The sequence below is a fragment of the Methyloversatilis sp. XJ19-49 genome, from assembly GCF_024580145.1.
Classification (GTDB): domain Bacteria; phylum Pseudomonadota; class Gammaproteobacteria; order Burkholderiales; family Rhodocyclaceae; genus Methyloversatilis.
In genome coordinates, this window is the sequence record NZ_JANINI010000003.1 from 86,780 (window position 1) to 110,026 (window position 23,247).

Genomic DNA, 23,247 nt, shown 5'->3' on the forward strand with positions numbered 1-23,247 from the left:
AGCTTCCTCGCCGTGACAAGCGGACCGCGCATCGGGCCGCCCCCGTCATTGCCCGGGCGCGACGCCCGCGGTGGTCTTGCCGTTGCGCGCCAGTTCCGTGCCCGACTTCGTCAGGCTCACCATGTCGCCCATGATGTGCGCAGCCTCGTCAAGCAGAACGTCGCGCGCCGCCTTGCGTGACTTTTCTGCGGCCAGTTCCGCGCTCAGGCTGCGCTCGCCGGCCTGCAATCCGTCGTCGCGCGGCAGCGCGGGACCGTCGGTGTCGGCATCGCCGACGCCCTTGGTCTGCGAACGGGCCTTCAGCCGGGCTTCCTGCGATTCACGTTCCTTGCGCCGCTCCGTCTCATTGAGCGAGATTTCGGTGCGCTTGCGAATGGCTTCGACTTCGGCGATGTCTTCCAGCAACTCGCGGTAACCGGTGTCGCTCGCCACCCGGGCGCTGTGCCGCGTGGTCAGCGCCGGCAGCAGTTCGCGCGTGCTGCCCACCGGCTTGAAGTCAGCCGGTTCGATCTGCGTCCAGGGCAGCGCGTTGTCGTAACTCGATTCGCCGAAGCGTTCGCGGTCGGCAAACGACGCGAGCGGGATGTCAGGCGTCACGCCGCGCAGTTGTGTCGTGCCGCCCGATACGCGGAAGAACTGGGCGACGGTCAGCTTCAGTTCGCCATAGGTCGGCTTTTCGCTCTTCGCCATTTCGTCCATGTCGAGCAGGGTCTGCACCGTGCCCTTGCCGAAGCTCTGTTCGCCGATGACGATGCCGCGACCGTAGTCCTGGATCGCCGAAGCGAAGATTTCCGACGCCGACGCCGACGCGCGGTTGATCAGCACGCCGACCGGACCGTCCCAGGCAACGCCCGGGTCGCGGTCCTGCTCGATGCGCACCTGCCCCTTCGGATTGCGTTGCTGCACGACCGGGCCGCGATCGATGAACAGACCGGTCAGCCGCACCGATTCGTCGAGCGATCCGCCGCCGTTGTTGCGCAGGTCGATCAGTACCGCGCCGACGTTCTCAGCTTTAAGTTCGGCCAGCAGTTTCGCCACGTCGCGGCTGGCACTGCGGTAGTTCTCGTCATTCTTGTGACGGGCATCGACGTCCTGATAGAAGGTGGGCAGCGTGATCACGCCGACCTTCTGCTTCACATCGTCACCGACCTCGATCACCGATTTGGCGGCGGCCTGCTTTTCCAGCTTGATGGTGTCGCGCACCAGCGTGATGCGCTTGTGCTTGCCGTCCGGACCGGCGCCCGCCGGCAGGACATCCAGGATCACCTTCGTGTCCTTGTTGCCGCGGATCAGTTGAACGACATCATCCACCCGCCAACCGAGCACATCGGCCATCGGTGCGTTCTCGTCCTTGGCCACGCCGGCAATGCGGTCGCCGATCGCCAGCTGCTCGGAGCGCGCGGCCGGGCCGCCCGGCACCAGTTCGCGGATGGTCACGTACTCGTCGCGCTCCTGCAGTACGGCGCCGATGCCGACCAGCGACAGCTTCATCGTGATGGCGAAGTCGGCCGACGCACGCGGGCCGAGGTAGCTGGTGTGCGGTTCTATCGATTCGGCGTACGCATTCATGAACAGCTGGAACACGTCGTCGCTCTTCGAGCGCGCCGTGTGCGACATCGCCAGCTCATAACGCTTGGTCAGCGTGTCGCGGATCGCCGCATCGTCCTTGCCGGCCAGCTTCAGGCGCAGCCAGTCGTTCTTCACCCGCTTGCGCCAGATTTCATTCAGCTCCGCCTCCGAGCCGGCCCAGGGCACGTCGGTGCGCACATAGCGGTAGCTGTCCGGCTTGTTGAAATCGAAGCCGTTGGCCAGCAGTTCGCGCGCACCTGCCATGCGTTCGCGCACCCGCTGCGTGTAGCGCGTGAAGATCGCAAAGGGCGCATCCAGCTTCTGCTGCAGGATGGCATCGTCGAGAAGGGTGCGCACCGCGCCGAAGGTGTCGATGTCCGATTGCAGGAAATAGATGCGCTCCGGGTCGAGCGTCTTCAGGTAGCGGTCGAAAATCCGGCTCGACATCGCGTCATCGAGCGGCACGTTCTGATAATGAAAACGCGACAGCAATTCCGCGCTGGCCTGCGCTGCCAGCGCATGTGCCTCGACCGGCCGCAGCGGCGGCGCCATGGTCGCGGTGGTGGCAGCCTGCGCCGAGGTGGCCAGTACAAATGCGATCCAGAAGGCTTTCAGTTTCATCAGGGGTACTCCGGGGCGATGATCGAACAATGTCTGCAGACGTTCTCCACAGACCGCTGTTCAGGGCAAATCGTTCGGAAACTCTGGCAAAGACCCGCTCCCGATGCCAGCATTGCCCATGTTACCCACCGCTACGGCCGCGCGGGGCGGGCAGATGCCTCATCTGCCCTGTTGCAATACAAAAGCCATGCTTCCCGCGCCTGTCGGGCTGATCAGCGCCTGAATTCAGTCGTCGCCTGCGCAGGTCAAGCGCTTCGTTCGATCGCGGGAAGCAACAAGAACGCATGTGCTTTGCGAAAAGCGGGACACGCCGCGCTGCGCTGACGGTGCCGACCGGTTTGCCTGCAGCTTTCTTCGGGTCGAATGGCATCATCCGGGGCTGGCTCATGCCACCAGGACCTCTTCCACCGCCCGCTGCCGCCTTCTTGCGCGAAGACTCTGCCATGCACCCGCTTTCCCGCCTGTTTTCGCACGCCCGCCAGTACCGCCGCGATGTTCGCATCGCCTCGCTCTATTCGGTGCTGAACAAGTTCTTCGATGTGCTGCCGGAAATCCTGATCGGCGTGGCGGTCGATGTCGTGGTGAACCAGAAGGCGTCCTTTCTCGCCGGACTCGGCATCGTCGATCCGAAGGACCAGCTGGTGCTGCTGGCCATCCTGACGGTGCTGATCTGGGTCGGCGAATCGGCCTTCCAGTACCTGTACGACGTACGCTGGCGCTCGCTTGCGCAGAATCTGCAGCACGATCTGCGGATGGAGGCCTACCGCCATGTGCAGCAGCTGGACATGGCCTACTTCGAGCGCAATCGCAGCGGCAACCTGCTGTCCATCCTGAACGAGGACATCAACCAGATGGAGCGCTTCCTCAATGGCGGCGCAAACGAGCTGATCCAGGTGTTCGTCGGCTCGCTGATGGTGGGCGGCGTGTTCTTCGTGCTGACGCACGAACTGGCCTTTCTCGCGCTGATTCCGGTTCCGCTCATCCTGTATGGCGCCTTCTGGTTCCAGCGCCGGCTGGCGCCGCGCTACACGGCGGTGCGCGAATCGGCCGGTGCGCTGGCCACGCGGCTGAACAACAACCTGCAGGGCATCGCCACCGTCAAGGCCTATGCGGCTGAAGAGTTCGAAGCCGGGCACATCCGCGAAGGCTCGAATGACTACCGCCGTCGCAACGGCGAGGCGATCCGGTTGTCGGCGGCCATCACGCCGGTCATCCGCATGGCCATCCTCGCCGGCTTCACGGTGACACTGCTGTACGGCGGCTTCCTGGCGCTCGAAGGCGACATCGGCGTCGGCAGCTATTCGGTGCTGGTTTACCTGACGCAGCGCCTGCTGTGGCCGCTGACCGGGCTGGCCGAACTGACCGATCTCTACCAGCGCTCGATGTCGTCCATCCAGCGCGTGATGGACCTGATCGACACTCCGGTGAGCATCGGCTACGAAGGCCACGCGCTGCCGCGCGAGGCGGTGCGCGGCGAACTGGCGTTCGAGCAGGTGCGCTTTGCCTACGATGGCAGCGCGCGGCCCGCACTCGATGGCATCGACCTGCGCATCGCTGCCGGCCGGACGGTGGCCTTCGTCGGCAGTACCGGCGGCGGCAAGAGCACGCTGATCAAGCTGCTGCTGCGCTTCTACGAACCGCAGCAGGGCCGGGTGCTGCTCGACGGCCAGCCGATTTCGGCGCTGCGCCTGCAGGACGTGCGGCGCGCCATCGGCTATGTCGCGCAGGACACCTTCCTCGCCGACGCGTCGGTCGCCGACAACATCGCCTACGGCATGGCCGACGTGCCGCGCGATGCCATCGTGCGGGCGGCGCAGTCGGCCGAGGCGCACGACTTCATCCGCGCGCTGCCGCAGGGCTACGACACCGAGGTCGGCGAGCGCGGCATGAAGCTGTCCGGCGGCCAGCGGCAGCGGCTGGCGCTGGCGCGCGCCATTCTGAAAGACCCGCCCATCCTGCTGCTCGACGAGGCGACGTCGGCGGTGGACAACGAAACCGAAGCCGCCATCCAGCGCTCGCTCGACCGCCTGGTCGTCGGCCGCACCACGCTGATCGTCGCGCACCGGCTGTCCACCGTGCGTCAGGCCGACATCATTCACGTCATCGACGACGGCCGCATCGTCGAATCCGGCGACCACGACGCGCTGGTTGGGCAGAACGGCATCTATGCGTCGCTGTGGCGGCTGCAGACCGGCGAGCGATCTCCTGCCTGAGGCGGGCAGACGCGCCGCGTCGGCGGGCGGACATCCGCAGGCGCGCTTCGGCGGGCTTTTTCCCGTCTTTTCCGCCGATCGCCCGGCGCGGGGTGATCGCAGAATCGGCATCCTGTTCATCTCACGATTGATCTGCGAACGTGGCAGAAGAAAGCGATCTCGAAAAAACCGAACCCGCGTCACAGCGCAAGCTGGAGAAGGCGCGCGAGGAGGGGCAGGTTCCGAGCTCGCGCGAGCTGGCAACCTTCCTGGTCACCATGACCGGTGTCGCCGGCCTGTACGGGCTGGCCGGCTGGATGTGGCCACGCAGCGCGCAGCTGCTGCGTGACGGGCTCACGGTCGACCGGCGCGCCATCTTCGATCCGTCTGCGATGTTTGCCATCCTGATCGACCGCATCATCGACGGGCTGATCGTGCTGGCGCCGCTGATGCTCGCGCTGATGGTCGCCGCGCTGGCCGCACCCTTCCTGATGGGCGGCGTGGTTTTTGCGCCCAAGGCGCTCGGCCCGAAGTTCTCCAAGCTCAATCCGCTGGCCGGTCTGAAGCGCATGGTGTCGAAAACCGCGCTGGTCGAACTGGGCAAGGGTGTGGGCAAGGCCACGCTGGTCGGCAGCGTGGCCGCCTGGGTGGTGCTGCGCGACCAGGACATGCTGTTCGCCATGTTCAGCGCGCCGGTCGACGTGGCGCTGGCCGCGACCGGCGACCTGATCATGACCGCCACGGTGATCCTGGTGGCGGGCATGGCGCTGATTGTCGCCATCGACGTGCCGTTCCAGCTCTGGCATTACCAGTCGGAGCTGAAGATGACCAAGGAAGAGGCGCGGCAGGAATTCAAGGAGCAGGAGGGCGACCCGCAGGTGAAGGGCCGCATCCGCCAGCAGCAGCGCGAAATGGCGCGCAGCCGCATGATGGCCAATGTGCCCAAGGCCGACGTCGTGGTGACCAACCCGACCCATTTTTCTGTGGCGCTGAAATACGACGTGGCCAAGGGCGGCGCACCGCGTGTCGTGGCCAAAGGCGCCGGCGAAGTGGCACTGCGCATCCGCACGCTGGCCGCCGAAGCCGGCGTGCCGCTGGTCGAGGCGCCACCGCTGGCGCGCGCATTGCACAAGCACGTGGAACTGGAGCAGGAAGTGCCGGCGCGGTTGTTCCGTGCCGTGGCCGAAGTGCTCGCCTATGTGTATCAGCTGAACGACGCCTTCGCCAAGGGCGTCGAAAAGCCCCGTCCGCCCGACGACCTGCCGGTGCCCGCCGACCTCGATCCGGGAGTCGCGTAGTACGCTACGCATTTCTCCGGCTGCCGCGCCAGAAATATGTGCCGGAAAATGGCCGGCTCTACTAAAGGTTTTTTCCCCGAAAGTCGTAAAAGTCCCGAGGGCATCAGGGGATGTCTGATGAAGCGGCATTCCCTTCCAGACGCAGGAGTGACCTGTGCGGGTACCCTAAAAAAGGAAACAGTCATGAAGAACCTGTCCATAGCGGCTCGCCTGGGCCTGGGTTTCGGCTTGATCGTGCTGATCTTCGCTGCCGTCGTCGTGTTCATCGAGATGCAGTCGATGCATATCGCCAGGGTGGCACACGAGGTCAGTGAGCGCACGCAGCCCAAGGTTGATGCAATTGCAGACCTGAACGACGCGATACAGCGTGTACGGGTCTATTCGCGTTCGGCCATCATCGAAACCGAAGGTACGCAGCTCGCCGCCGTGCGCGCCAAGCTCGACAAGTACGAAGCCGCAGCCGAACAGGCGGCGATTAGCCTTTCGACGCTGGTGGCGCAGCCTGACACCCCGGCCGACGAGCTTGCCGCGGCGGCGGCCATCGCCGATCGGCTGGCCGCGTTCAGCCGGATTTCCGACGACGTCGCCGCGCTCGCCTTTGCAAACCGCAACGCCGAAGCCAATGAACTGCTTCATTCCGCGCACGGCCCGGCTGCCATTGCGCTGAACGAGGCGACCAACTCTTTACGCGAGGCGGTGCGCGGGCGCAATGCAGCATCGATTGCGTCGCTGGAATCCGGCGCCGACGCGCTCAAGATGGCGGTGCTCGTTGCCGCCGTGCTTGTCATCGCGGCAAGCATCGGCATTTCCCTGGTCATCACACGCAGCATCACGGCCCAGCTTTCGGACACATTGGCTGCCGTGAAGCGCATCGCCGATGGCGACCTGAGGCTCGATCTGCATCCGGAAGGGCGCAGCGAACTGGCCAGCGTGCAGGTCGAGGTGCAGGCCATGCAGCAGGCGCTGCGCCAGATGGTGAACACCATCGGCAGTGCCAACAGCCGTTTGAGCGATTCGGCGCTGCAACTGTCGGGCGCGACCGATCAGGTCAGAAGTTCGTCGGAGTCGCAGGCGGAACTGGCGGCGGCCATGGCGGCGTCGCTGGAAGAAATGTCGACCTCGATCACCCATGTCAGCGAACTGAGCCAGGAGGCCAACGCGACCTCGGTCGAGGCAGGACATCGCGCATCCGAAGGCGCAGCCGACATCCGAGCCATGGTGTCGCAGATCAGGCAGGTCACCGAAGGCATAGAAGCCAGTTCGCAGCGTGCCAACGACCTGGGCGACGAAGTTTCGCGCATCTCCACCATCGTGCAGGTCATTCGCGATGTCGCCGATCAGACCAATCTGCTTGCGCTCAATGCCGCGATCGAAGCGGCGCGGGCCGGTGAAATGGGCCGCGGTTTCGCTGTGGTGGCCGACGAAGTGCGCAAGCTGGCCGAACAGTCGGCGCGCTCCGCCAGTGAGATCACCCAGATGGTGCAGCGTATCCAGTCCGGCGCTGCCGATGTATCGGAGCACATGCAGAACACGGTGGGGCGCGTGCGTGATGGTCTGCAGATGGCTGAAACCGCCGGCGCAAAGGTGCTTGCCATTGACGGCCATGCGCAGCAGGTGGTGGGCACCATTTCCGAGGTGTCCGGCGGTTTGAAGGAACAGGCCATCGCCAGTCAGGATCTGGCACAGCGCGTCGAGCGCATCGTGCAGATGGTGGAAGAGAACGCCAGCGCCGCCGGCTCGGTGGCCGGTTCGGCACGCGATCTGTCCGATCTGTCCGCTGAACTTGACGGCACGGTGCGTCGTTTCCGCCTCGCCCACTGATCGTCCAGGGCAGCAGTCGGGAGGGGGGCCGGATCCGCAAGTGCCCGGCCCCTTTCCCTTCGCTTCCCTCGCGCAGTGACACGTACCGAACGGGTTGTGCTGTAACGGATTTATCGCGAAGCGCCGCAGCCCATGACGTAGACTTCGGGGCTCCGATCTTCACTCAGGTTTCCGTCATGACCCTGCAACCCGTCATCCTGTGCGGCGGCTCCGGTACCCGCCTCTGGCCGCTGTCGCGCGAACGCTATCCGAAGCAGCTGCTGCCGCTGGACGGCGAGCGCACGCTGCTGCAGGACACCGCCCTGCGTGCCGGTGCGCCCGGACTGACGATTGCCGCACCGCTCATCGTGTGCAACGAGGAATACCGTTTCCTGACCGCCGAGCAGCTGCGCCAGATCGACGTGCAGCCGGCGTCGCTGCTGCTCGAACCGATGGGTCGCAACACCGCGCCGGCTCTGGCGCTGGCTGCGCTCGCCGCCGGAGCGGCCGACCCGGTGCTGCTGGTCATGCCGTCCGATCATGTGATCCGCGATACCGCCGCTTTCCGCGACGCGGTGGCACTCGGTGCCGCACATGCCGATGCCGGTGCGGTGGTCACCTTCGGCATCACGCCGGACAAGCCGGAAACGGGCTATGGCTACATCCGGACCGGTGCGGCGCTCGCCGGCGGCGCGGCACGCACACTCGACCGCTTCGTCGAGAAGCCCGACGCGGCAACCGCCGAGGGCTATCTGGCCAGTGGCGACTATCTGTGGAACGCCGGCATCTTCATGATGAAGGCCAGCGTGGCGCTGGCCTTGCTGAAGCGTTTCCGGCCGGACATCGAAGCGGCCAGCCGCACCGCCTATGAGCGCGGCGCTGCCGATCACGATTTCTACCGCGTCGACAAGACCGCGTTCGCGGCCTGCCCGTCGGACTCGATCGACTATGCCATCATGGAACCGCTGGCCGCCGGCGAACCGCGCGTGGCGCCGGCCGTCGTCGTGCCGCTCGATGCCGGCTGGTCGGATGTCGGCGCGTGGGACGCGCTTTGGCAGGTGGCCGCCAAGGACGCCGACGGCAATGTGTCGCGCGGCGACGTGCTGCTGCAGGACACGCAGGACAGTCTGGTGTTCGCCGAAACCCGCATGGTGAGCTGCCTCGGCATGAAGGATGTGGTGGTGGTGGAGACCTGCGATGCGGTGATGGTGGTGGCGAAGGACCGCACGCAGGACGTCAAGCGCATCGTCGCCCATCTGAAGGCGAACAAGCGGCCGGAGGCCGAAAATCACCGCAAGGTGTATCGCCCGTGGGGCTATTACGATTCGATCGACGCCGGTTCGCGTTTCCAGGTGAAGCGCATTGTCGTCAATCCTGGCGCATCGCTGTCGCTGCAGATGCACCACCACCGTGCCGAACACTGGATCGTCGTCAGCGGTACCGCACGTGTCACCTGCGGCGAGAACATCCTGCTGCTGTCGGAAAACCAGTCCACCTACATCCCGCTAGGCACGACGCACCGGCTGGAAAACCCGGGCAAGCTGCCGCTGGAAATGATCGAGGTGCAGTCAGGCAGCTATCTCGGCGAAGACGACATCGTGCGCTTCGAGGACACCTACGGCCGGAAGTGAGCGCACGGGCAGTGCGGGCGCGGAGGGCGCCCGCACGCACGGGAAGTCAGACAAAGGGTCAGACGACAAACTTCTCCAGCCGCTGCCGCATGCTCTGCGACAGGCTGTTCATCGCGTCGGCGGCGTCGCCGACACTGACCACGGCGTACCGGTTGCTTTCGCTCATGCCGGCGATGCATTCGACCTGTCGTGCGATGCTTTCGCTGGCCGAAGTCTGTTCCAGCAGCGCGCGTGAAATGTCTTCCGTGGCGCCGAGCACCTTGCGTGATTCGGCCTGAATCTCGGCGATCGCCTGACCTGCGTCATGGGTCGACGCGCCAATCTGTTCGAACTGATCGAAAAGCGTCGTCATGTTGCCGACCGCGCTTGTGGTGACAGATTGGACGGTGTCCACCGCGGCATCGATCTCGCGCGTCGCCACGGCAGTCCGCTCAGCCAGCTTGCGCACCTCGTCTGCCACGACTGCGAAACCGCGTCCCTGTTCGCCTGCACGAGCGGCCTCGATCGCCGCATTCAGTGCAAGCAGGTTGGTCTGGTCCGCGATGTCCTTGATGGTTGCCGCGATCTTGCCGATATGCGCCATGCTCGCGCCGAGCTCATTCATGCCTTCCATCGTCGAGTGAACGTCCTGTGCGGCTTTCGACATGGCTCCGGACGCCGACTCGATCACGCCACCGCCGAATTCTGCCCGCTCCATCGATGATCGGGACACATCGCGCGCGCTGCCGGCGCTGTCGCTGACATGCGCCACGCTGACAGCCAGCTCTTCGGCGGCCGCCGCCATGTTCGACGTCGAGTCATTCTGCTGGGACACAGTGGCGGCAAGCGTCGATACCGAACCGTGCAACGAAGATGAGTGACTGGCGATGTGCTGCGCGTTGTCGCGCATCAGTCTGAGTACGCTGCGCAGCTCGCCGAAAAGGGCGTTGATCGAGGCACCGGCTTCCGACAGCTCGTCGCCGAGATGATCAGGCGCCTTGACGGTCAGATCGAGTCGCTCACGTGCGGTCGCCAGCGTGGCGCGCAGCGACTGCAGGCTGTGCGCCAGCCGACGTACCGTGAGCACCACTCCGGTCACCAGGATCAGCGACAGCAGGGAAACGGCAATCACCAGCGTCGTGAGCCCGGTCTGGTAGAGCGCGGCGGTATGCGCCTGCGTGCGCACGCCCAGTGCCTTCACATCTTCGGCCATGCCCTGCGTCAGCGCGGTCATCGCATCGGCCGTGCTGCGGTCGATGCCCTTGACTGCCCGGTCCACCTTCTTGCCGGATTCGGGATCGGCGGCATCAAATGATTGCAGTGCCGTGCGATAGCTTGCCAGCATCGCGCCGTGAGCCGCGATCAGCGCATCGACTTCCGCAGCGCGCGGCGAAGCGCTCTCCTTCAGGCGGGCGCTGATGCTGCCCAGCCGCTCGGCGACCGCGGCGGCCTGCGTTTCGAAGCCGTCGCGATAGCGCGTGAACTGTTCAGGGTCGTTGCCGCGGATGAGCGTGTTCTTCCATTCCTGTACCTGCGTCTTGAAGTCGATGCCGGCGTTCTGTACGTCGAGCACGATGTCGACCGCCCGGCCCATCTGCGCGAGGTCGATGGCGACACCCCGGTCGAGACGCGCCAGCTGGAAAAGGCCGAAACCGCCGGCCATGAGCAGCCCGAAAAGCGATGCGGCACCGAGCGCGATCAATCTGCTGCGCAGTGTCTTGAGTGCAAACATGGACGTGCTCCCTGAAATCCGGATAAGCAGTGGATATCGGCAGCAGGAAGTGTGACTTGATGCACGTTTTCAGGGCGCTGTCCGCACCGGGGCACTGCTGCTACTTGCGCTTGATCAGCCCGGCGGCGCCGATGGCGATCAGCACGGCCGGCCACCAGGTGCCGAGAATCTCGCCCAGGTCACGCAGCGAAAAGAGCTCCAGATTCGACGCCAGCAGCAGCGCGCCGATGAGAATGAGGCCGATCGAACCGATCATGGGGTGTCCTGTGTGCGGTCTGGGTGGTCGGAAGGCGGCGTCCGAACGACACGCCGACGCCGGATGGTAGTGCGAGTCGGCACGTTTGAGGCGACTGCGGCTGCAGCCGTGCGGCTTGCGGCATACTTCCGGCTTCTTCAGTCATCCCCGCAGCACACCATGGCCCAATACGTGATGTCGATGCTCCGCGTGAGCAAGGTCGTTCCGCCGAAGCGCACGATCATCAAGGACATATCGCTTTCCTTCTTCCCCGGCGCAAAGATCGGCCTGCTCGGCCTGAATGGTTCGGGCAAGTCGACGGTGCTGCGCATCATGGCCGGCGCCGACAAGGAATTCGAGGGCGAAGTGCAGCACCTGCCGGGCATCCGCATCGGGTATCTGCCGCAGGAACCGGAGCTCGATCCGGCGAAAACGGTCAAGGAGGAGGTGGAATCGGGCCTCGGCGACATCATGGAAGCGCGCACCAAGCTGGACGCGATCTATGCCGCCTACGCCGAGCCGGACGCTGATTTCGACAAGCTGGCCGAAGAGCAGGCGAAGTACGAAAACGTGCTCGCGACCGCCGGCGCCGACATCGAAACCCAGATGGAAATCGCCGCCGACGCGCTGCGCCTGCCGCCCTGGGACGCGAAGATCGCGCCGCTGTCCGGCGGCGAGAAGCGCCGCGTGGCGCTGTGCAAGCTGCTGCTGTCCAAGCCGGACATGCTGCTGCTGGACGAACCGACCAACCACCTCGATGCCGAATCGGTCGAATGGCTGGAACAGTTCCTGGTGCGGTTTCCCGGCACCGTGGTGGCGGTGACGCACGATCGCTACTTCCTCGACAACGCCGCCGAGTGGATTCTGGAACTTGACCGCGGCCACGGCATTCCGTGGAAGGGCAACTATTCGAGCTGGCTGGACCAGAAGGGTGCACGCCTGAAGCAGGAAGAGAACACCGAATCGGCGCGCCAGAAGGCGCTCGCCACTGAACTCGAGTGGGTGCGCGGCAACCCCAAGGCGCGCCAGGCCAAATCGAAGGCGCGTCTGGCGCGCTACGAGGAAATGAGCAGCGTCGAGTACCAGAAGCGCAACGAAACGCACGAAATCTTCATTCCGCCGGGCGAGCGCCTGGGTGACAAGGTGATCGAATTCAATGGCGTGTCGAAAGGCTTCGGCGACCGCCTGCTGATCGACAACCTCAGTTTCAGCGTTCCGCCGGGCGCCATCGTCGGTGTGATCGGCCCGAACGGCGCCGGCAAATCGACGCTGTTCCGCATGATCCAGGGTCTGGACAAGCCTGATTCCGGCGAAATCGTGGTCGGGCCGACAGTGAAGATCGCCGCGGTCAACCAGACACGCGAAGGTCTCGACGGCACGAAGACCGTGTTCGAGGCGGTCGCCGACGGCGCCGACATCCTGACCGTGGGCCGTTTCGAAATGCCCAGCCGGGCCTATATCGGCCGCTTCAACTTCAAGGGCGGCGACCAGCAGAAGATCGTCGGCAACCTGTCGGGCGGCGAGCGCGGTCGCCTGCATCTGGCCAAGACACTGATCGCCGGCGGCAACGTGCTGCTGCTCGACGAGCCGTCGAACGACCTCGACGTGGAAACGCTGCGAGCGCTGGAAGATGCCCTGCTCGAATTTTCCGGCTGCGTGCTCGTCACCTCGCACGACCGCTGGTTCCTCGACCGCATCGCCACGCACATCCTTGCTGCCGAGGGCGACTCGCAGTGGACCTTCTTCAACGGCAACTACCAGGAGTACGAAGCCGACAAGAAGAAGCGCCTCGGCGAAGACGGCGCCAGACCGCACCGCATCCGCTACAAGCCGATCGCCCGCTGAGCCGGTGTCGGCCGGTAGCGGTACCGGCCGACACTCACGTTGCAGACGTCCAGCGATCTGCCGTTAAGGCTGCAGCGTCTTACTTGCCTTCCAATCCATGACTTCCCGGCAGACTCCACTGCAGCGCAACGATGCCGATGCGTCTGCCGCCTCGACGCCGTTGCCCGCCCAGACCGTGAGTGGTCACGCGCGCGGCCGCGTGACCGGCAAGCACCGTCTGCTGCTGCTGCTCGGCCTGCTGCTGTCGCTCGGTTTCGTCGTGACGACGCTGGTCAGTTACTACGTGTCGAAGAACGGGATCCACCGCTCCATCGTCGACAGCGAACTGCCGCTGACGTCGGACAACATCTATTCGGAAATCCAGAAGGATCTGATCCGCCCGGTGTTCATCGCGTCGATGATGGCCGGCGACACGTTTCTGCGCGACTGGGTGTTGCGCAGCGAACGCGATGTGCCGGCGCTGACCAAGTTCCTCGGCGAAGTGCGCAGCCGCTATGGCACCTTCACCAGTTTCTTCGTATCGGAGCGCACGCGAAACTACTATCACCCGGACGGATTGTTGCGCAAGGTGAGCGAAGACAACCCGCAGGACAGCTGGTATTTCAGGGTGCGTCGGCTTGAAGAGCCCTACGAGATCAACGTCGATACCGACACGCGCAGCCGCGACACGCTGACCGTGTTCATCAACTACCGCGTTTATGACTACGACGGCGGCCTGATGGGCGTGACCGGCGTCGGCCTGACGGTCGATACCGTGCGCAAGCTGCTCGCCAGCTACCAGCAGCGCTATCAGCGCAGCATCTATTTCGTCGATCAGCAGGGGAAGGTCGTGCTGTTCGGCGAGGCCCCCTGGCATGGCGCGGATCGTCTGGACGAGGTCGATGGCCTGCGGGACATCGCGCCCGCCATGCTGGCGGCGGAGTCAGGTTCCTTCCAGTACCGCAGCGGGGGGCGCGACTATCTGCTCAATGTGCGCTATGTGCCGGAAATGAAATGGTTCCTGGTGGTCGAGAAGGTCGAGAACGACGCTCTGGCCGACATCCGGCGCACCCTCTACATCAACCTCTGCCTGTGCGTGCTGTTCACGCTGGCGACGGTGTATCTGGCCAGCCTGACGCTGGATCGTTACCAGCTCCGCCTGGAAAGGATGGCCACCACGGATCGCCTGACCGGCCTGCTGAACCGGCACGCGTTCGAGATCATGATGGTGCAGACATTGGCGGATGCCCGGCGCGCGCGTCAGTCGCTGTCAGCGATTCTGTTCGACATCGATCATTTCAAGGCGCTGAACGATCGTCATGGTCATCTGGCGGGGGATCGCATGATCGAGCACGTCAGCGGCCTGATCCGCGCCAGCCTGCGCGAATCCGACCTGGCGTGCCGCTGGGGTGGGGAAGAGTTCCTGCTGGTGCTGCGCGATTGCCGCGAAGCGGACGCTCTGGTGCTGGCGGACGACATCCGGCGCCGGATCGCCGATTGCCCGCTGCCGACCATCGGTGAATCGCTGGCGGTGACCGTCAGTGCCGGCGTCACCACCTGGCGGGCCGAGGATACGCCGGAGATACTCGTGGAACGTGCCGATCAGGCGCTGTATGCCGCCAAGCACGCCGGCCGCAACTGCTCGCGAGTCGCCTGAAAGGGGCGACGGGCGCCGTGCACAATTGCACGCTGCGTTGCTGCAGGACTGCGATACCCTGCGGCAACCTTGAGGAGATTGCGTTGAAAAAGCCCCTGTTTGCAGCGAGTGCCGTGGTGTTTGCCACGCTGTCCATACCGGCTCAGGCCATTGATGTGGTCTTCGATTACACCTACGACACAGCTGGATTCTTCACCAGCGACAAGCGGGTGGTGCTTGATCAAGTGGCACAGGTGTTCAGCCTTAACCTGCTCGACACGCTGACCGCGATCACGCCCTCAGGCGGCAACACCTTCTCGGCACGCTTCTACAATCCGCAGGATCCGTTTGGCGCGACGCTGCTGATCAACAACTTCAGCGTCCCCGAAAACGAAATCCGCATTTTCGTCGGCTCGCACGCTTTCGGCGGCCAGACGCTGGGTGTTGGCGGCCCGGGCTTCCAGAGTGTCAGTGGCAGCACGGCTTTCATCAACAACGCGCTGTCGCGCGGCGAGCCGGGCGCGCTGACCCCGGTCGAAACCGATTTCGGGCCGTGGGGCGGTTCGATCAGCTTCGGTACCAACATCAACTGGTATTTCGACAGCGACGTGTCGACCGTCGAAGGCTTCTCCGGCTTTGACTTCTACACCGTGGCGATGCATGAAACCGCGCACGTATTCGGTTTCGGCACGGCCGACAGCTGGTTCGACGCGGTGGTCGGCGACACCTTCACCGGCGCGGTTACCACGGCGACGAACGGCGGTGCAGCGGTTGCGCTGCAGGGCGACGGCTCCGATGCCCACTTTGCGACCACGCTGCGCGGCGTCGCCAATGGCAGCCAGCAGATTCCGCTGCTTTCGCCCTTCATTCCTTCTGGCCAGCGGCGCTACATGACCGACCTCGACTGGGCGGCCATGGACGACATCGGCTGGGAAGTGGCCAGCCTGCAGGCCACGGTGCCGGCGCCGATACCCGAGCCGCGCACCTGGGCGATGATGCTCGGCGGCGTAATGCTGATCGGCATGATGGCGCGTCGCCGCGCCTGATTCCGCACCGGCTGCGACACGAACCGGCTTCGGCCGGTTTTTCATTTGTGGCGCGCTCGCGGATAATCGCGCCTTTACGGCTCATGCCCTGTCGCGTTTCCCGATGACCTCAGACCGCCGCATTCTCGAACTGCTCGCGCCCGCGAAAAATGCCGATTTCGGCATCGAGGCGATCAACCACGGCGCCGATGCGGTGTATATCGGCGGGCCATCCTTCGGTGCGCGAAAGGGCGCCGACAACGAGGTTGCCGACATCGCGCGTCTGACGGCACACGCCCATCGTTTCCACGCGAAGGTGTTCGTCGCCTTCAACACCATCCTGCGCGACGACGAGCTGGAGCCGGCGCGGCAGACCATTCACCAGCTGTACGACGCTGGTGTCGATGCGCTGATCGTGCAGGACATGGGCCTGCTGGAAATGGAGCTGCCGCCGATCCAGCTGCACGCCAGCACGCAGACCGACATCCGCGACGCGGCCAAGGCGCGCTTCCTGCAGGACGTCGGCTTTTCGCAGATCGTGCTGGCACGCGAGCTGACGCTGGAGCAGATCCGCGACATCGCATCGAACACCTCATGTTCGCTTGAGTTCTTCGTGCACGGCGCGCTGTGCGTGGCGTTCAGCGGTCAGTGCTTCATCAGCCATGCGCACACTGCGCGCAGCGCCAACCGCGGCGAATGTTCGCAGGCCTGCCGTCTGCCCTACACGCTGACCGATGCCAGCGGCGCCGTCGTGGCGCATGACAGGCACCTGCTGTCGATGAAGGACAACGACCAGAGCGCCAACCTGCGCGCGCTGATCGACGCCGGCATCAGTTCGTTCAAGATCGAGGGACGGCTGAAGGATCTGGCCTACGTGAAGAACATCACCGCCCATTACCGCACGCTGCTCGATGACATCCTGGATGACTTGCCGGCGCACCGGCGCGCATCCAGCGGCCGCTGCACCTTCTTCTTCACGCCGCAGCCGGAAAAGTCCTTCAACCGCGGCGCGACCGACTACTTCGTCAATGGCCGGCAGCACGGCATCGAAGCGTTCGAAGCCCCCGGCTTCGTCGGCGAGGAAGCCGCGACCGTGACCCGGGTTGCGGTCGACCACATCGAAGTCGAGTCGCAGGTCGACATCCACAACGGCGACGGTCTGAGCTATTTCGACAGCCACCGCGAACTGCAGGGCCTGCGTATCAATACCGTGCACGGGAAGCAATTGTTCCCCAACGTCATGCCGGATGACCTGAGGCCGGGGCTGACGCTGTTCCGCAATCGGGATCAGGCGTTCGAGCGCGCGCTGGAGAAAAAGTCGAGCGAACGAAGGGTTGCGGTTGATCTGCGGTTTGCCGACACGCCGGATGGTTTTTCATTGACGCTGACCGACGAGGACGGCTGTACGGTGCGGTCTGACATCACCCACGACAAGCAGTCGGCACGTGACGCGGAACGCGCGCTGAGTGGCATCCGCGAAGCCATCGCCAAGCTCGGCAACACGATGTTCGAAGCGCGCACGGTGACGCTGGACACGCAGCAGGCGTGGTTCCTGCCGGCGTCTGTGCTGAACGGCCTGCGCCGCGACGGCTGCGAAAAGCTGGAAGCGGCCCGCGTGAAGGCGCATGCACGACCGCTGCCGCTGGCGGCGGTCGAACCGCCCGTGCCATTTACCGACACCGAACTGAGCTATCTCGCCAACGTGTACAACGAAAAGGCGCGCACCTTCTATCGGCGGCATGGCGTGCAGCTGATCGCCGACGCCTACGAGCTCAACCACGAGCCGGGCGAGGTGTCGCTGATGATCACCAAGCACTGCCTGCGCTACAGCCACAACCTGTGTCCGAAGGAATTGAAGGACTACGACCTGCGTGGAATGGTGAAAGCGGAGCCGATGACGCTGATGAACGGCAACGACCGGCTCACCTTGCGCTTCGACTGCAAGAAGTGCGAAATGCATGTGGTCGGCAGCCTGCGCAAATCGGTGCCTCAGGCGCCGGCGATACCGGTGACCTTCCATCGCAGTGCGCCTGCCGGCGTCAAGGTGACGCGCAGCGCGAACTGAAGTTTCAGCCGCCGATGCCGCTGATGACGATGGATGCCGTGCGGCTCGCCGCGCGAAGGCATGCCGACCGTTCAACCGCCCGCCTGTCGATTCGAACATGAGCCCGAAACCGAATTGCCCCTCCTGCCGCGTCCCGATGGACGTGCATACCTTCTCGCACCATGGTGGCGGGCCGCTCGAACTCGACATCTGCTACGCGTGCCAGGGCATCTGGTTCGATACGCACGAGAACCAGCAACTGTCGCCGGCATCGGTGAATGACCTGTTCAAGCAGCTGCACGAGCATCGCGACGTGCAGCGCAATCCGGTGGCGCCGGTAATGGCCTGCCCGCGCTGCGGCAGCAAGCTCGAGCATGGCTACGACATCGTGCGCAGCGGTCGCTACGCCACCAGTCGATGCCCGCATCGCCACGGCCGCTTCAGTACGTTTGCATCGTTCATGATCGAAAAAGGTTTCGTCCGGCAGCTTACCAAGTCGGAAATCCATGATCTGAGCAAGCGGGTCGGCGCCATCTACTGCACCGGCTGCGGCGCGCCGGTCGACATCCGCAAGGACCACGCCTGCCCGCATTGCCGGTCTGCGTTTTCGCTGATTGATCCCGATGCGGTGAAAAGCGCGCTCAACGGCTATCGTATCGCTGAAGAAAAGCGTGCAAATCGCGATCCGGAGGCGATTGCCGACGCGCTGATCGAGACCGAAAGGCGCGAACAGCAGGCGCGCCGCCCGGCACGTTCGTCGCGCGCCAACCCGGCGCTGGACGCCACGTCTCTCGATGTCGGCGATCTGGTGATGGCAGGCGTTTCACTGGTCTGGAAAATCCTCACATGATCACCGTCCATCATCTGGCGCATTCCCGTTCGCAGCGCGTGCTGTGGCTGCTTGAAGAGCTCGGACTCGACTACGAGGTGAAGCGCTACGAGCGCGATCCGGAAACGTCCTACGCGCCGCCGGAACTGCGCGCCGTGCACCCGCTGGGCAAGTCGCCGGTCATCACGGACGGTGATCAGGTCATCGCCGAATCGGGCGCCATCATCGAATACCTGGTCGAGGTGTATGGCGCAGGTCGGCTCAGGCCCGCGCCCGGCAGTGCAGATGCGCGCCGCTACACCTACTGGCTGCATTTTGCGGAGGGCTCCGCCATGCCGTACCAGCTGATGCATCTGGTGTTCCAGAAGGTGCGCAATGCGCCGGTGCCTTTCTTCATCAAGCCGGTGGCGCGCGGCCTGGCCGACCACGTGCTGAAAACCTTCGTGCAGCCGAACATCGAAGACCAGCTGCGCTTCATGGAATCGGAGCTGACGACGAGGCCGTGGTTTGCCGGCGACGCGTTCACCGCAGCCGACATCCAGATGAGCTTTCCGGTCGAGTCGGCAGCCAGGGGCGCCGGCCTCGGTGCGTCGCATCCGCGTCTGACGGACTTTCTGTCGCGCGTCCACAGTCGCCCGGCCTGGCAGCGCGCGCGAGCGCGCGGCGGCCCCTACAGCTTCGCCGACTGATCGGCTTGCTTGGCGCGCGCTTCGTCCTCGTCCATGTGCCGCTTGAAGAAGCGGGCGAACCAGAAGCTCATGAAGAGGGTGAATGCGATGACCAGCAGGCTCATCAGTCCGTAGTCTGTGGATAGCAGATCAGTCAGGGCTTTCATGATGCAGACCTCGGTGGATGGTTGTCATCATTGGACCGCCGGGCCGACCGATGGGGACTGATTCAGGTCAACCGGGCGCCTGTTTGCCGGCTACCCAGGACAGCAGGTCGCTCAGGAAGCGCCAGACACGTGGCAGCAGCCACAGCATGCACAGCAGGAATACGCCGAGGAAGCCGAGAAACACGATCGGATAGGCGAACGCCAGCCAAAGGCCGCCGACTGCAGCGCCGTCTTCACTGGTCGAGGCGATCAGATTGCTGACCGGTTCCGGCGAGGTATTGATGGCGATTCGGCTGCCCGCCTTCGTCAGATGCGTCCCTGCCGTCAGCGAGCCGCCGAGCAGGGCGCCTGCCAGCACGACCGGTGTGCTCTGGTCGGCGAGGGCCCATGCGGCGAGCAAGGCGCCGGCAGGAATGCGGATGAAGGTGTGCACGCCGTCCCACAGGCTGTCCAGCGCCGGAATCTTGTCCGCGAAGAATTCGATGCACAGCATCAGACCGGCCGCCGCGAGCACAAGCGGATGTTCGAGCGTGTCGAGGTCGCCGGGCAGATCGACCCAGCCCAGGCGACCGGCCAGTCCGGCGAGAAAGATCACCGCATACAGGCGCAGGCCACTGGCCCAGGCAAGGCCTGCGGCGGCGGCTATCGTGTCGATGGTGTCCATGCGGTCGCTTTCCGGGTCGCAAGGCAACTGCGCGCAAAAGACGATCAACTTGCGCAGCATGCCTTCCCTTCAATCCTAGCCCAACATCGGGCCTGTCCTCCAGCTTGCCGTTGACAAGATAAGGCGCCTAACTATAATGCAGCTAATCATGCTTCAGCTCCGCGATCTCCCGACCCCTGACGTACTGCGCAAGTTTGCCGCCCGCTATCCCGAAGCGGACGTCAGCGCTGTGGCGTCCTTTCTGACCCTGCTGCGTGTCGCGACCGAACTGTCGCAGGCGCTCGACGGATTTCTTGCACGCCACGGGCTGCTGCAGGGCCGCTGGTGGGTGCTCATCCTGTTGATGCGCGAGGAGGCATTCGAATCTTCGCCCTCGGCGCTGGCGCAGAAGGCCGGCGTCACGCGTGCCACGATGACCGGCCTGCTGGACGGGCTGGAGCGCGACGGGCTGGTGCAGCGCGTGTTCGATACCGCTGACCGGCGCCGCCTGACCGTTCGCCTGTTGCCGGCCGGGCAAGCCGTGCTCGATGCAGTCATGCCCGATTACTACCGCCGCGTGCGCACATTGATGGCCGGGCTCGATGAAGAACAGCGTGTTGCGCTGCAGGCGATGCTCGGCGTCGTGCAGTCCGGTACGGGCGCCTTTGCCTGAATTTTTTCGCCGCTCAAATTAGCCGGCAGATCATTTTTCCCCGACTCAATTTTTCAAGACTTTCCCAAGGAGATTCACGTGACCCTGCAAGCCCTTCGAGCCGCCGTTGCCGACCTCAATCAGCGCTGGGACGCGGCCTTCAATCGTGGCGACGCCGCCGCACTGGCCGCGCTGTACGACGAGCAGGGCGCCGTGCTGCCTGCCGGCGGCAACGCCGCGCTGGGTTCGGCGCAGATCGAGGCGCTGTTCGCCGGTGCCATCGATCAGGGACTGCACAACCACCGCATCGAACAGCATGCGGTGATCGGCGACAGCGAAGTGGCCACGCAGCGTGGCCGCTGGAGCGCACAGGCCAACGGCGAAGGCGGCCTGCAGACTTTCAGCGGCCACCTGACCATGGTCTACCGTCGCCAGCCGGACCGCAGCTGGCGCCTGATCACCCACATCTGGAACTGAGGCGTCCGTGCTGCACAGCCCGTCCGCGCGCGCGCTGGCAGCCCTGATGCTGCTGGCCGTGATCTGGGGCTACAACTGGGTGGTCATGAAGATCGCGCTGGTCGACATCGGCCCCTTCCAGTTCGGCGCGCTGCGCACGCTTTTCGGTGCGCTGGTGCTGTTCGGCCTGGTGCTCGCGATGCGTCGTCCGGTGCGCATCGTCGAAATGCGCGCGGTGGCGTTGATGGGCCTGCTGCAGACGACCGGCTTCACCGGGCTGATCATTCTCGCGCTGGTCAGCGGCGGTGCAGGCAAGACGGCCGTGCTGGCCTACACCATGCCGTTCTGGGTGATGCTGCTGGCCTGGCCACTGCTTGGCGATCGCCTGCACGGCTGGCAGTGGCCGTCGGCTGTCGCCACGCTGGTCGGCCTGCTGTGCATTCTTGATCCACTGCATCTGGCGGGTGACCTGCTGAGCAGCGTGCTGGCGACGCTGGCCGGCGTGTGCTGGGCGCTGGCGGTGATCGTCGCCAAAAGGCTGCAGGCCCGGGAGCCCGACCTCGATGTGCTGGCCATCGCCGCCTGGCAGTCCCTGATCGGTGCCGTACCGCTGGTCGTCGTGGCGCTGTGGTGGCCGGCCGAGCCGATCAACTGGACACCGTCACTGATCGGCGCGCTGCTCTACAACGTCGTGCCGGGCACCGTGATTGCGTGGCTGCTGTGGCTGTACGCGCTGCGCCGGCTGTCGGCCGGAACCACCAGCATGGTTTCGCTGGTGACGCCGGTCATCGGCGTACTGTCGGCCGCCTGGCAGCTCGGTGAGCGGCCCGGCACCGGCGAGCTGGCAGGCATGCTGCTGATCGGCATCGGCCTTCTGCTGCTGTCGGCCGAGGCATGGCGACGTGGCCGGGTGCACTGATTCCGGCGCTGGCTGCATCCGGATCAGGGATGCGCGGGTAGTGGACGCATGCGGGGCGCCTGACCGGGCCTCGCGCAGATGTTGTGTCCACAGCCAATCAGGAGTCCATCCATGCAAAAGAAGATACTTGGCGCCGTTGTCGCCGGACTGATCATCGCCGGCTGCAGTCAGATGAGCGCACCGCCGCCGGTAGCGGCGTTGAACGACGGTCAGTTGCCGCTGCCGGCCGACTACCGGACCTGGCCGACCTTCCTCCACGCGGTGCAGCGCGAGGACGCGAAACAGATCCGCGACATCTACATGAATCCGAAGGCGAAGAAGGCCGCACCGGGCGAGGCTTTTCCGCAGGGATCGACCTTTGTCATGGAGAACTGGTCGGTCAAGCTCGATGGCGCCGGCAAGCCGGTCAAGGGTGCCGACGGCAAGCTGGTGAAGGACAAGCTGGCCGCGGTGTTCGTCATGGGCAAGAACCCGGGCTGGGGCGCCGACGTACCCGCAGCGCAGAAGAACGGAGACTGGATCTACAGCGCGTTCAAGGGCACCGGCGAACTGAACGGCGAAGCAAAGTACGACACCTGTCGCACCTGTCACACGCCGTTGAAGGACAAGGACTACGTGTTCCGCTACGACGAGCACTTTGCTGCCGTGAAGTAGGCAGGCGCTCAGCCGCCCAGGTCGATCCGGCCGACGCTGCGCAAACCGCCGCGCCGGTCGGGTTGCACCGCCACCGCCGCGCCCATGGCGAGGTTGTCACCGGTCAGTGCCAGGATGTTGACCTGGTGCGTCACCAGCGCCACCCGACGCGATCCTTCCAGTGTTCCGAGCCAGCTGCGCAGCGCAGCGGTCTGGCGTTCGCGCGCGCTGCCGTCGTCGAAGAATGAATTCAGCGCCTCCAGCACCTCGACCGGATGACCGGGAAACATCAGCGATGCCGTATCGACGCAGCGGCACCAGCGGCTGCTGAACACCGCATCGAACACGACGCCCCGCTGCGCGAGCCATATGCCCGCCCGTCGCGCCTGTTCGCGTCCGGCCGGTGACAGGTTGCGCTGCGAACTGCAGGCGTCGAGCCGGTAGCCCGGCGGATCGCCGATGCCCGGCTCGGTGGCTGCGTGGCGCATCAGCAGGGCGCAGCCCCCGTTTTGCAGTGCGAGCAGGGCAGGGGCCGGTGCATCCGGGTGCGCCCGTCCCGGGGCCAGCAGCGCCGCACCGGCAGCGAACGTGAAACGACGACGGTTCATGGCAGTATCGTGCCCGGTTGAGGCGTAAGGTATGGTTACTTCGACCGGTCACATCGCTCAGGTTCCATGAATGCCATGGCGTACGC

20 protein-coding genes are annotated in these 23,247 nt (G+C 64.9%); 14 read left to right on the top strand and 6 right to left on the bottom strand.

The window, feature by feature from the left end:
• Window positions 1-45: 45 nt before the first annotated feature.
• Window positions 46-2,190, bottom strand: a complete 2,145-nt coding sequence (locus NMQ16_RS04860) for a carboxy terminal-processing peptidase (protein WP_257079379.1) — start codon at window positions 2,188-2,190, stop codon at window positions 46-48.
• Between the two features lie 443 nt (window positions 2,191-2,633).
• Between NMQ16_RS04860 and NMQ16_RS04865 the strand changes: the two genes are divergently transcribed.
• The 4 genes from NMQ16_RS04865 (at window position 2,634) to NMQ16_RS04880 (ending at window position 9,111) form a co-directional block, all read left to right on the top strand.
• Window positions 2,634-4,403: an ABC transporter ATP-binding protein gene (locus tag NMQ16_RS04865; RefSeq protein WP_257079380.1), complete on the top strand. Its 1,770-nt coding sequence runs from the start codon at window positions 2,634-2,636 to the stop codon at window positions 4,401-4,403.
• A gap of 140 nt (window positions 4,404-4,543) precedes the next feature.
• Window positions 4,544-5,680: a flagellar biosynthesis protein FlhB gene (gene flhB, locus NMQ16_RS04870; protein ID WP_257079381.1), complete on the top strand. Its 1,137-nt coding sequence runs from the start codon at window positions 4,544-4,546 to the stop codon at window positions 5,678-5,680.
• A 183-nt stretch (window positions 5,681-5,863) separates the two neighbouring features.
• Window positions 5,864-7,501 (top strand): methyl-accepting chemotaxis protein, encoded by a 1,638-nt coding sequence (locus NMQ16_RS04875; RefSeq protein ID WP_257079382.1) that lies wholly within the window; start codon window positions 5,864-5,866, stop codon window positions 7,499-7,501.
• 176 nt (window positions 7,502-7,677) lie between these two features.
• Window positions 7,678-9,111, top strand: coding sequence for a mannose-1-phosphate guanylyltransferase/mannose-6-phosphate isomerase (locus NMQ16_RS04880; RefSeq protein ID WP_257079383.1), 1,434 nt, complete (start codon window positions 7,678-7,680; stop codon window positions 9,109-9,111).
• Between the two features lie 58 nt (window positions 9,112-9,169).
• Here the strand turns inward: NMQ16_RS04880 and NMQ16_RS04885 are convergent, their stop codons facing one another.
• On the bottom strand, window positions 9,170-10,822 hold the full coding sequence (locus NMQ16_RS04885) for a methyl-accepting chemotaxis protein (RefSeq protein ID WP_257079384.1): 1,653 nt from the start codon (window positions 10,820-10,822) through the stop codon (window positions 9,170-9,172).
• 100 nt (window positions 10,823-10,922) lie between these two features.
• A complete protein-coding gene (locus tag NMQ16_RS04890; protein ID WP_190295055.1) occupies window positions 10,923-11,078 on the bottom strand; it encodes a LiaI-LiaF-like domain-containing protein in 156 nt (51 codons plus the stop codon).
• Window positions 11,079-11,237: 159 nt separating this feature from the next.
• On the opposite strand from NMQ16_RS04890, the gene ettA reads away from it, so the two are divergent.
• The 6 genes from ettA to NMQ16_RS04920 all read left to right on the top strand — a co-directional run bounded on the left by ettA (window position 11,238) and on the right by NMQ16_RS04920 (window position 19,104).
• Window positions 11,238-12,902, top strand: coding sequence for an energy-dependent translational throttle protein EttA (gene ettA / locus NMQ16_RS04895; RefSeq protein ID WP_257079385.1), 1,665 nt, complete (start codon window positions 11,238-11,240; stop codon window positions 12,900-12,902).
• A 97-nt stretch (window positions 12,903-12,999) separates the two neighbouring features.
• Window positions 13,000-14,538 (top strand): sensor domain-containing diguanylate cyclase, encoded by a 1,539-nt coding sequence (locus tag NMQ16_RS04900; RefSeq protein ID WP_257079386.1) that lies wholly within the window; start codon window positions 13,000-13,002, stop codon window positions 14,536-14,538.
• Between the two features lie 83 nt (window positions 14,539-14,621).
• Window positions 14,622-15,563 carry a PEP-CTERM sorting domain-containing protein gene (locus NMQ16_RS04905; RefSeq protein ID WP_257079387.1) on the top strand — a complete coding sequence of 314 codons (942 nt, stop codon included), beginning with the start codon at window positions 14,622-14,624 and terminating at the stop codon, window positions 15,561-15,563.
• Window positions 15,564-15,666: 103 nt separating this feature from the next.
• Window positions 15,667-17,607, top strand: a complete 1,941-nt coding sequence (locus NMQ16_RS04910; RefSeq protein WP_257079388.1) for a U32 family peptidase — start codon at window positions 15,667-15,669, stop codon at window positions 17,605-17,607.
• A 97-nt stretch (window positions 17,608-17,704) separates the two neighbouring features.
• Complete coding sequence (locus NMQ16_RS04915) at window positions 17,705-18,436, top strand: zf-TFIIB domain-containing protein (protein WP_257079389.1); 732 nt, start codon at window positions 17,705-17,707, stop codon at window positions 18,434-18,436.
• Window positions 18,433-19,104, top strand: coding sequence for a glutathione S-transferase family protein (locus tag NMQ16_RS04920; RefSeq protein WP_257079390.1), 672 nt, complete (start codon window positions 18,433-18,435; stop codon window positions 19,102-19,104). The genes NMQ16_RS04915 and NMQ16_RS04920 overlap by 4 nt, the downstream gene beginning before the upstream one ends.
• Here the strand turns inward: NMQ16_RS04920 and NMQ16_RS04925 are convergent.
• Both NMQ16_RS04925 and NMQ16_RS04930 read right to left on the bottom strand, forming a co-directional pair.
• The gene (locus NMQ16_RS04925; RefSeq protein WP_083223925.1) at window positions 19,086-19,250 is read right to left on the bottom strand and encodes a DUF3149 domain-containing protein; all 165 of its coding nucleotides are present in this window, start codon (window positions 19,248-19,250) and stop codon (window positions 19,086-19,088) included. The genes NMQ16_RS04920 and NMQ16_RS04925 overlap by 19 nt on opposite strands.
• A gap of 67 nt (window positions 19,251-19,317) precedes the next feature.
• The gene (locus tag NMQ16_RS04930; RefSeq protein WP_257079391.1) at window positions 19,318-19,914 is read right to left on the bottom strand and encodes a DUF4126 domain-containing protein; all 597 of its coding nucleotides are present in this window, start codon (window positions 19,912-19,914) and stop codon (window positions 19,318-19,320) included.
• 148 nt (window positions 19,915-20,062) lie between these two features.
• Between NMQ16_RS04930 and NMQ16_RS04935 the strand changes: the two genes are divergently transcribed.
• From NMQ16_RS04935 to NMQ16_RS04950, 4 genes are all read left to right on the top strand, one after another.
• Window positions 20,063-20,566: a MarR family winged helix-turn-helix transcriptional regulator gene (locus tag NMQ16_RS04935; RefSeq protein WP_257079392.1), complete on the top strand. Its 504-nt coding sequence runs from the start codon at window positions 20,063-20,065 to the stop codon at window positions 20,564-20,566.
• A gap of 78 nt (window positions 20,567-20,644) precedes the next feature.
• A complete protein-coding gene (locus NMQ16_RS04940; RefSeq protein ID WP_257079393.1) occupies window positions 20,645-21,022 on the top strand; it encodes an SgcJ/EcaC family oxidoreductase in 378 nt (125 codons plus the stop codon).
• A gap of 7 nt (window positions 21,023-21,029) precedes the next feature.
• Entirely contained in the window at window positions 21,030-21,920 is an 891-nt protein-coding gene (locus NMQ16_RS04945; RefSeq protein WP_373566757.1) for a DMT family transporter, read from the top strand.
• Between the two features lie 111 nt (window positions 21,921-22,031).
• Entirely contained in the window at window positions 22,032-22,574 is a 543-nt protein-coding gene (locus NMQ16_RS04950; RefSeq protein WP_257079394.1) for a cytochrome P460 family protein, read from the top strand.
• An 8-nt stretch (window positions 22,575-22,582) separates the two neighbouring features.
• Here the strand turns inward: NMQ16_RS04950 and NMQ16_RS04955 are convergent, their stop codons facing one another.
• Window positions 22,583-23,161 (bottom strand): histidine phosphatase family protein, encoded by a 579-nt coding sequence (locus NMQ16_RS04955; protein ID WP_257079395.1) that lies wholly within the window; start codon window positions 23,159-23,161, stop codon window positions 22,583-22,585.
• Window positions 23,162-23,247 lie beyond the last annotated feature (86 nt).